Raw genomic sequence first — 7,657 nt, 5'->3', positions numbered from 1 at the left:
TCACTGCCCAACGTGCGCCGCGAGGCCCCCAGGGCTCCCGAGCCGGTGGGGACTCCCACGGTGCTGACGCCGGCCGCCCCCAAGGCCGCGCCCGTCGCGCCCGCGCTCGACGAGCGGGGTCTGCCCAGGACGGTCTTCCTCCCGCCGCCTCCGCAGATCGCCGGCACGGGGCCCGTCATCGGCATCGACCTGGGCACCACCAACTCGTGCGTGGCGCTCCTGTCCAACGGCCGCCCGGTCGTGCTGCGCTCGCGCGAGGGCTACAACACGATTCCGTCGGTCATCTCGCTCAACGCGCAGAACAAGCTGCTCGTCAGCCACCGCGCGAAGAACCAGCTGGTGCTGCGCCCCCAGCACACCATCTACGGCGCGAAGCGACTGGTGGGCCGGCCCTACGACAGCGCCGTGGTGAACCAGGTCCGCGAGCGCTTCCACTACGACATCGTCCCGGACGCGGCGGGCCGCGCCGCCGTGCGGCTGATGGACAGCGTGCTCTCGCTCGAGGAGGTGCAGGCCATCATCCTCCGCGAGTGCAAGGAGATGGCGGAGGCCCACCTCAACCAGAAGGTGGAGCGCGCGGTGGTGACGGTGCCCGCGTACTACTCCGAGCCGCAGCGTGAGGCCGTGCGCAAGTCCGGCATCCTCGCGGGCCTCAAGGTGGAGCGCATCCTCAACGAGCCCACCTCCGCGGCGCTCGCCTACGGCCTCAACCGCGAGCTCAACAAGCGCGTCCTCGTCTACGACCTGGGCGGCGGTACCTTCGACGCCACCATCCTGAAGATCGAGAAGAACGTCTTCGAGGTGCTCGGCACCGGCGGCGACATCTTCCTGGGCGGTATCGACTTCGACAACCTCATCGTCGACTTCCTGCTCAAGCGCTTCCAGGAGAAGGAGGGCCTGGCGTTCAACGGCGACGGCATCGCGCTGTCCCGCGTGAGCGACGCCGCCGAGCGCGCGAAGATGGCCCTCTCCGAGCGCGCCAGCTTCGAGGTCCACATCCCGATGTTGATGATGGATGACTCGGGGCGGCCTCGGGATTTGCGTGTGGTGATGACGCGGCAGGAGCTGGAGAAGATCTGCGACCCGCTGCTCGGCCGCACCGTGGACGTTGTGCGCGACGTGCTCCTGGACGCGAAGCTGAAGGCGGCCGAGGTGGACGACATCATCCTCGTGGGCGGCATGAGCCGCATGCCGCTGGTGCGCGACAAGCTCAAGGGCCTGTTCGGCAAGGGGCCGCAGGCGAGCGTCAACGCGGACGAGGCCGTGGCGCTGGGCGCGGCGCTGTACTCGGGCTCGGTGGACAAGGTGAGCAGCGTGGTGCTCATCGACGTGCTGCCCATGACGGTGGGCATCGCGATGCCCGGTGGCGCCTTCAAGCGCGTCATCGAGCGCAACAGCCCGCTGCCCGCGCAGCGCTCGTTCGCGCTGAGCACGTCGAAGGACAACGAGGAGGTCCTCGAGCTGTCCATCTTCCAGGGCGAGGACAATCACATCTCCGCCAACGAGTACCTGGGCACCGTGCGCATCGAGGGCCTGCCCCGAGGGCCGAAGGGCTCGGTGCGCGTGGCCGTCACCATCAAGCTCGATTCGGAGTGCGTGCTGCACGTCGAGGCGCGCGAGTACTCCACGCGCAAGGAAGTGAAGGCCACGCTGGCCACGCGCTACTCGCCGGAGGAGCTGCAGAAGCAGCTGCAGGTGAGCAAGGAGTCGGTGAAGGCCGCCGAGGAGCGTCGTGGCGCGGACCTGAAGGAGCGCGCGGGCGGATTCTGGGGCTTCGTGAAGAAGGCGCTGGGCCGGAAGTAGCCTGTGAGGAATGGGGAGATGAAAGGACCGTACGTCTCGAATCAGCCCACGCCGGCCCGGCGGCGCTGCTCGTTCTGCGGCGCCTTGGCGCATCAGGTGGGGCGGCTGCAGGCGGGCATGGGGAGCGCCGCCATCTGTGATGCGTGTGTGGTGCGGTTGTTCGCGACGCTGGACCGCGAGGCCTTCGCCGTCACCGCGCCGCCCGTGTCGGGTGACGCGGTGGGGCTGCGGGGCGGCTCGGACGACGCCTGAGCTCGAAAGGTCCATGTCCGCCACGGCTCCCCGGTATCTGACGCGCTTCCAGTGCCTCGCGGACACGTGTGAGGACACGTGCTGCGCGGGGCTCGTGGTGCCGGTGAGCGACGCGCGGTGGAAGGTGCTGCGCGACGCCGTGGCGGGAGGACCGGACGCGGCGCGGGTCGAGGCGCTCGTGCTGCCCGACCCGGGCAGTGGCGTGGGCGCGGAGGCCGCGTACATCGCGAAGCGCGAGGACGGGCTGTGCTCGTTCCTCGATGCCCGGAGGTTGTGCTCGTTGCATCGCGCGTATGGCGAGGCGGTGTTGCCGGATGCGTGCGCGGTGTTCCCGCGCGTGGCCACGCGCAGGGCAGGGCGGCTGGAGGTGACGGGCTCGTTCGGTTGCCCGGAGGTCGTGCGCCTGTGCCTGCTCGCGGAGGACGCGCTGGAGCCCGTGCCGGTGGACGCGTCGCTCGCGGCTCGGCCCGAGCTGGCGCGAGCGCTGGGCGGAGAGGACGCGGCCGACGCGTGGACGTGGCATGCGGCGCGGGTGCGCGAGGTGGCGCTGCGCATCCTGGAGCGACGCGAGTACCCGTATGCCTCGCGGCTGTTCATGCTGGGGGAGCTGGCCCGGCGGCTCGGGGCCTTCTACTTCCGCGGGACGGAGGCGTTCGCGGGGGAGGGCGGCGAGGCACTGCGCACGGGGACTCCGGTCGATGCCGAGCGTCCAGGTATGAGGGATGCCACGCTGACGTCACCCGCCGGCATCGAAGGAACTCGGGCGGCGGATGCGCTGCTCATCTCGACGCTCTCTGACTTCGAGGCACCGTCGACGCTGGACGCACTGCACGCGATGGTGTCCTCGGTGCGACTGCCCGGCGGACCGTGGGCTGGCATCTGCGGCACGGTGCTGCGCGCGCGCATCGATGGCGTCCGTGGCGCGCGGTTCCAGGCATGGGCCCGCGCCATCCAGGCGTCCTACGGTGGCGCGAGCGCCGCGCCGGACGACGTCTGGGCCCTGTACTCCGAGCGACGCGCCCGGCTGGAGCCCGTGCTCGGCGAGCGCATCGAGCAGTACTTCCGTCACCACGCGGTGAACCACTGGCTGCGCAACCCCTTCACCGACAGCCCCTCGGTGATGGACTCCATCTTCAAGCTGACCCTGCGCGCCGCGATGCTGCGCTGGGCGCTGTTCGGTCATCCCGAGGTCGTCGCGCTGTGTGAAGACCCATCCCTGAGCGATGCCCGTGCGCGCCTCGACGCCGCGGCGGTGGAGTGCTTCCAGCTCAGCGCGAAGCACCTGGAACAATCACCGGAGCTGCACAGCCTTGCGCAGGGGCTCTCCGGTGGCGCGGGACCCGACTCGCTCCCGCGCATGCTCGTGCTGCTCCAGGGCGTGTAGCCGGCGAGCGCGAGTCACCCCGCGCCCACCTCACGTCGTCGCGCGAGGCTTCGCCCCCAGCCGCTCCATCGCCTGCTTGAACACGGCGTAGTCCTGCGCGCCCTGGATGCCGAAGCGCTCACCCAGCACGAACGTGGGCACCGCGCTGACGCCCAGCTCCTGCGCCGCGCGCACCGCGTCCTCCACCACCTTCGCGAACTCGCCCCCCTCCACCGCGCGCTGGAGCGCGTCCGCGTCCAGCCCCACCTCCTCGGCCGCGCCCCGCAGCGTCTCCCACTGCCAGAGGTCCTGACCCTCGCTCCAGTACCGGCGCAGGATGGCCGCGTGGTACGGCTCCAGCTTGCCCTGCGTCCTCGCGTACTCCGTGGCCTGGTGCGCCCGCTGCGTGGAAGGAATCACGTCCCGGTCCACCATCTTCAGCCCCGCCTGCGCCGCGCGGAGCTTGAGGGGGTTGTTCGGGTCCTTCATCTTCTCGCGGATGTGCGCGGGCAGGGGCAGCCCCTCCGGCGGCGTCTCCGGGCGCAGGAAGAAGGGCTGCCAGTCCACCTGGATGTCGAACTCCTGCTGGAGCTTCTTGACCTCCTGGAGACCGACGTAGCACCAGGGACACACGAAGTCGGACCAGACACGCACGCTGACGGGTGGGCTCATGCCCCTCTCACTAACCGGACTGGCGCGTCACGTCATGGCTTCCGCTCCCGGGAAGTCCCGACCCGCCACTTTCCATGACGCGCCGGGCATACGGGCGCCCCTCGCATGTTCCGACGTCCCGAGGTGGACAGCGCCCGGAGGAGCGGGCACGGTCCACCCCTGAAAACCCCGCCCGAGCGCTCGCCTGGATGGACGCGCGCGGGCCCACCCCAGGAGGACACCTTGCCGCTGTCGCTTGTCGCGGCCCTGGCCCTCGCCGCCACCCCGGCGCCGGCCAAGACCCAGCCGTTCAACCACCACGACATGATTTCGATGCGCCGGCTGAGCAACCCGCGCGTCTCTCCCGACGGGACCCAGGTCGCCTACGTCCTGCGCTCCACGGACCTGGAGGCCAACCGCGGCCGCACGGACTTGTGGCTCGTCGGCGTCGACGGGAGCGCCCCGCGCCAGCTCACCTCGCACCCGGACGCGGACTCGGACCCCACCTGGGCCCCGGACGGCAAGAGCCTCTTCTTCCTGTCCTCGCGCGGCGGCTCCTCCCAGGTGTGGCGCCTGCCCATCGACGGCGGCGAGCCCACCCAGGTGACGAAGCTCCCCCTGGACGTCGGCACCTTCCGCCTGTCCCCGGACGGCGCGCGGCTGGCCGTGTCCATGGAGGTGTTCCCCGACTGCGCTGGTCTCGACTGCAACACCCAGCGTGAGGCGGAGCGCTCCAAGCGCAAGGCCACCGGCCGCACCTACGACAAGCTCTTCGCGCGTCACTGGGACACGTGGAAGGACGGCCGCCGCTCGCACATCTTCGTCGTCCCCGTGGCCGGCGGCACGCCCGTGGACCTGATGAAGGGCATGGACGCGGACGGCCCCACCAAGCCCTTCGGCGGACCGGAGGAGTACACCTTCACGCCCGACAGCAAGAGCGTCGTCTTCACCGCGCGCGACGTGGGCCGCACCGAGTCCTGGTCCACGGATTTGGACCTCTTCGTCTCCCCCATCGACGGGAAGGCCAGGCCGCGCAAGCTCACCGAGAAGAACCGCGCCACCGACACCAGCCCCGTCTTCAGCCCGGACGGCAAGTCGCTCGCGTACCTGGCCATGTCCCGCCCCGGCTACGAGGCGGACCGCTACCGCGTCATCGTGCGCGCGTGGCCCGGCGGCCAGGAGCGCGTGCTCGCCGAGGATTGGGATCGCTCCGCTGGCGGCCTCGCCTGGAGCCCCGACAGCAAGACGCTGTTCGCCACCGCGGGCCACATCGGCCAGCAGCCCCTGTTCGCGCTGGACGTGGCCTCGGGCAAGGTGCGGCAGCTCACCAAGGACGGCACCGACGACTCGCCGCAGCCGGCCGCCGGCAACCGCCTGGTCTACGTGCACGATGACCTGGACTCGCCCGCGGACCTGTTCGTCATGAACCAGGACGGCACGGGTACCAAGCAGCTCACCCAGGTGAACCAGGACACGCTCGCGCGCGTGCGCTTCGGCGCCTTCGAGCAGTTCGAGTTCCCGGGCTGGAACAACGAGACGGTGCGCGCCTACGTGGTGAAGCCGGTCGACTTCGACCCGAAGCGCCAGTACCCGCTGGCCTTCCTCATCCACGGCGGCCCGCAGGGCTCGTTCGGCAACCACTTCCACTACCGATGGAACCCGCAGGTGTACGCGGGTCGCGGCTACGTGGCGGTCATGGTCGACTTCCACGGCTCCACCGGCTACGGGCAGGCCTTCACCGACGCCATCCGCGACGACTGGGGCGGCAAGCCGCTCGAGGATTTGCAGAAGGGCCTGGCCGCCGCGCTGCAGCGCTACCCGTTCATCTCCAAGGAGAAGAAGTGCGCGCTGGGCGCCAGCTACGGCGGGTACATGATCAACTGGATTGCCGGCAACTGGGCGGACGGCTTCAAGTGCCTGGTCAACCACGACGGCATCCTGGATGAGCGCATGGGCTACTTCGACACCGAGGAGCTGTGGTTCCCGGAGTGGGAGCACAAGGGCACGCCCTGGGAGAACCCGGAGGGCTACCGCAAGCACAGCCCCATCGAGCACGTGGGCAAGTGGAAGACGCCGATGATGGTGATTCACGGCGGCCAGGACTTCCGCGTCGTGGAGACGCAGGGCCTGGGTACGTTCACCGCGCTCCAGCGCCGCGGCATCCCCTCCAAGCTGCTCTACTTCCCGGAGGAGAACCACTGGGTGCTGCGCCCCGCCAACAGCCTGCAGTGGCACGACGAGGTGCTCGGCTGGCTGGACCAGTGGACGCGCAACTAGCCCACGCCTGAAGTCGTCCCAGGGGCCCTTCGCGCGGAACATCGCGCGAGGGGCCCTTCCATGTCAGGGGTGCCTCAGGGGACGACGAAGCACTCGTCGATGCAGTGCTCCAGGTACTCCGAACAGCTCCGGTCGGAGATGCAGTCGGCACACTCGGCCACGCGCTCGCGCCGCTCGTCGGAGTCCCGGTCGTCGACCCAGTCGTTGATGCGGTCCGCGCACTTGCCCGTGTCGTCGCTGCCCGGGAAGCACTCCTTGCGGAGGTCACAGATGGTGTCGGCGTTGCTGGAGCAGCCGGTGAGCACCGCTCCGAGCGCCACCAGGGTCGTCACTGCGAGGGTTCGGATGGACATGTCGTGGTGTCCTACCGCACCCAGTGACGTCCTGGAATAGCCCTCGGAGCGGCGTGCGGGACTAGTTCTTCTTCGTCCCCATGTCGCCGTGGCCCGCGTGGTCCTTGTTGCCAGCCGGAGCGGGCGAGGCGCCGGAGCCGCCCACGGCCATGCCGTCATCCAGCTTGCCCAGAATCTGCCAGGCCTGCTCGCGATGGGCGGGGACCTTCTGGGTGAGCTCGGTGAACATCGCCGTCAGCTCGGGACTGGCCGAGGGCATGCCCTGCCGCGCGGCGAGCACCTTGCCGAGCACGGCGTCATGGTCGCCCACCTGGGCCGCCATGTAACAGGAGTCGAAGGGCGCGCCCTGGAGGACGGTCAGCTCCTCCATCGTGGCCTTGTCCTGGGCCATCATCTTCTTCTCCACGTCGTTCATGGCCTTGGGCATGTCCGAGAGCTTCAGGCCCTTGCTCTTCGCATAGGCCATGAGCTTCTCGTCCATGGCGGTGTGGTCCTTGACCATCATCTCGCCAAAGGAGCGCACCTCGGCGTTCTGGGAGTTCTTCTGCGCGAGCTGGCCCGCCTGGATTTCCTGCTGGTTGGCGTAGTGCAGCCGCTCCAGCAGGGCCTTCTCATCGGTGGGGGCCATGAAGCCGCGGTACTCGGCCATGCCCTTCTGCGTCGTCGAGGGCTTCATGGCGGGCGCCGCCGACGCGCCGCTCTGCGCGAGCGCCGCGCCACCGGTGAACAGGGAGACCGCGAGGGCAAGGCCCTGAGCGATCCCCGCATTTGAGCGAGCGGCTTGCCAGCCGCCTACCAGGTGGTCGCGTGCGAGGCGGAGTGGTGGAGAGCAAGAGGAGAGGTCATGCTGGTACGCAAGGTGGCCATCAACGAAGAGCAGGTGCGGGCGTTCCTGGAGAGCTTGTTCGAGCAGGACCTGCACGCCAAGAGGGTGCTGTCGCTGTCGCATGCGACGCTG

At 69.7% G+C, this 7,657-nt stretch carries 7 protein-coding genes; 4 read left to right on the top strand and 3 right to left on the bottom strand.

The genetic code is table 11. The features are described 5' to 3' along the window. From FL311_RS38870 to fliB, 3 genes are all read left to right on the top strand, one after another. The coding region (locus FL311_RS38870) for an Hsp70 family protein (protein ID WP_141332700.1) at positions 1 to 1,803 on the top strand (1,803 nt) is incomplete at its 5' end. 18 nt (positions 1,804 to 1,821) lie between these two features. Next, positions 1,822 to 2,055, top strand: a complete 234-nt coding sequence (locus FL311_RS38865; RefSeq protein WP_141332699.1) for a ClpX C4-type zinc finger protein — start codon at positions 1,822 to 1,824, stop codon at positions 2,053 to 2,055. Between the two features lie 13 nt (positions 2,056 to 2,068). Then, positions 2,069 to 3,439 (top strand): flagellin lysine-N-methylase, encoded by a 1,371-nt coding sequence (fliB, locus tag FL311_RS38860; protein ID WP_141332698.1) that lies wholly within the window; start codon positions 2,069 to 2,071, stop codon positions 3,437 to 3,439. 30 nt (positions 3,440 to 3,469) lie between these two features. On the opposite strand, the gene FL311_RS38855 is transcribed toward fliB, so the two are convergent. Next, positions 3,470 to 4,090, bottom strand: a complete 621-nt coding sequence (locus FL311_RS38855) for a DsbA family protein (protein ID WP_141332697.1) — start codon at positions 4,088 to 4,090, stop codon at positions 3,470 to 3,472. 222 nt (positions 4,091 to 4,312) lie between these two features. Here FL311_RS38855 and FL311_RS38850 point away from each other — a divergent pair, with 222 nt between their 5' ends. Continuing rightward, complete coding sequence (locus FL311_RS38850; protein ID WP_194869554.1) at positions 4,313 to 6,346, top strand: S9 family peptidase; 2,034 nt, start codon at positions 4,313 to 4,315, stop codon at positions 6,344 to 6,346. Positions 6,347 to 6,420: 74 nt separating this feature from the next. On the opposite strand, the gene FL311_RS38845 is transcribed toward FL311_RS38850, so the two are convergent. Then, entirely contained in the window at positions 6,421 to 6,699 is a 279-nt protein-coding gene (locus FL311_RS38845; RefSeq protein WP_141332695.1) for a hypothetical protein, read from the bottom strand. Between the two features lie 61 nt (positions 6,700 to 6,760). Next, entirely contained in the window at positions 6,761 to 7,375 is a 615-nt protein-coding gene (locus FL311_RS38840; RefSeq protein WP_228557369.1) for a DUF4142 domain-containing protein, read from the bottom strand. Positions 7,376 to 7,657: the final 282 nt, after the last annotated feature.

The organism is Myxococcus sp. AB025B, from assembly GCF_006518215.1.
GTDB lineage: Bacteria > Myxococcota > Myxococcia > Myxococcales > Myxococcaceae > Myxococcus > Myxococcus fulvus.
The sequence above is the reverse complement of the archived record's forward strand: the minus strand, read 5'-3'. Positions and strand labels throughout refer to the sequence as shown.

Bases quoted from the DNA above. Each gene is read 5' to 3' on its own strand.
- FL311_RS38865 (WP_141332699.1), top strand. From the start codon at position 1,822: ATGAAAGGACCGTACGTCTCGAATCAGCCCACGCCGGCCCGGCGGCGC.
- fliB (WP_141332698.1), top strand. From the start codon at position 2,069: ATGTCCGCCACGGCTCCCCGGTATCTGACGCGCTTCCAGTGCCTCGCG.
- FL311_RS38855 (WP_141332697.1), bottom strand. From the start codon at position 4,090: ATGAGCCCACCCGTCAGCGTGCGTGTCTGGTCCGACTTCGTGTGTCCC.
- FL311_RS38845 (WP_141332695.1), bottom strand. From the start codon at position 6,699: ATGTCCATCCGAACCCTCGCAGTGACGACCCTGGTGGCGCTCGGAGCG.
- FL311_RS38840 (WP_228557369.1), bottom strand. From the start codon at position 7,375: ATGAAGCCCTCGACGACGCAGAAGGGCATGGCCGAGTACCGCGGCTTC.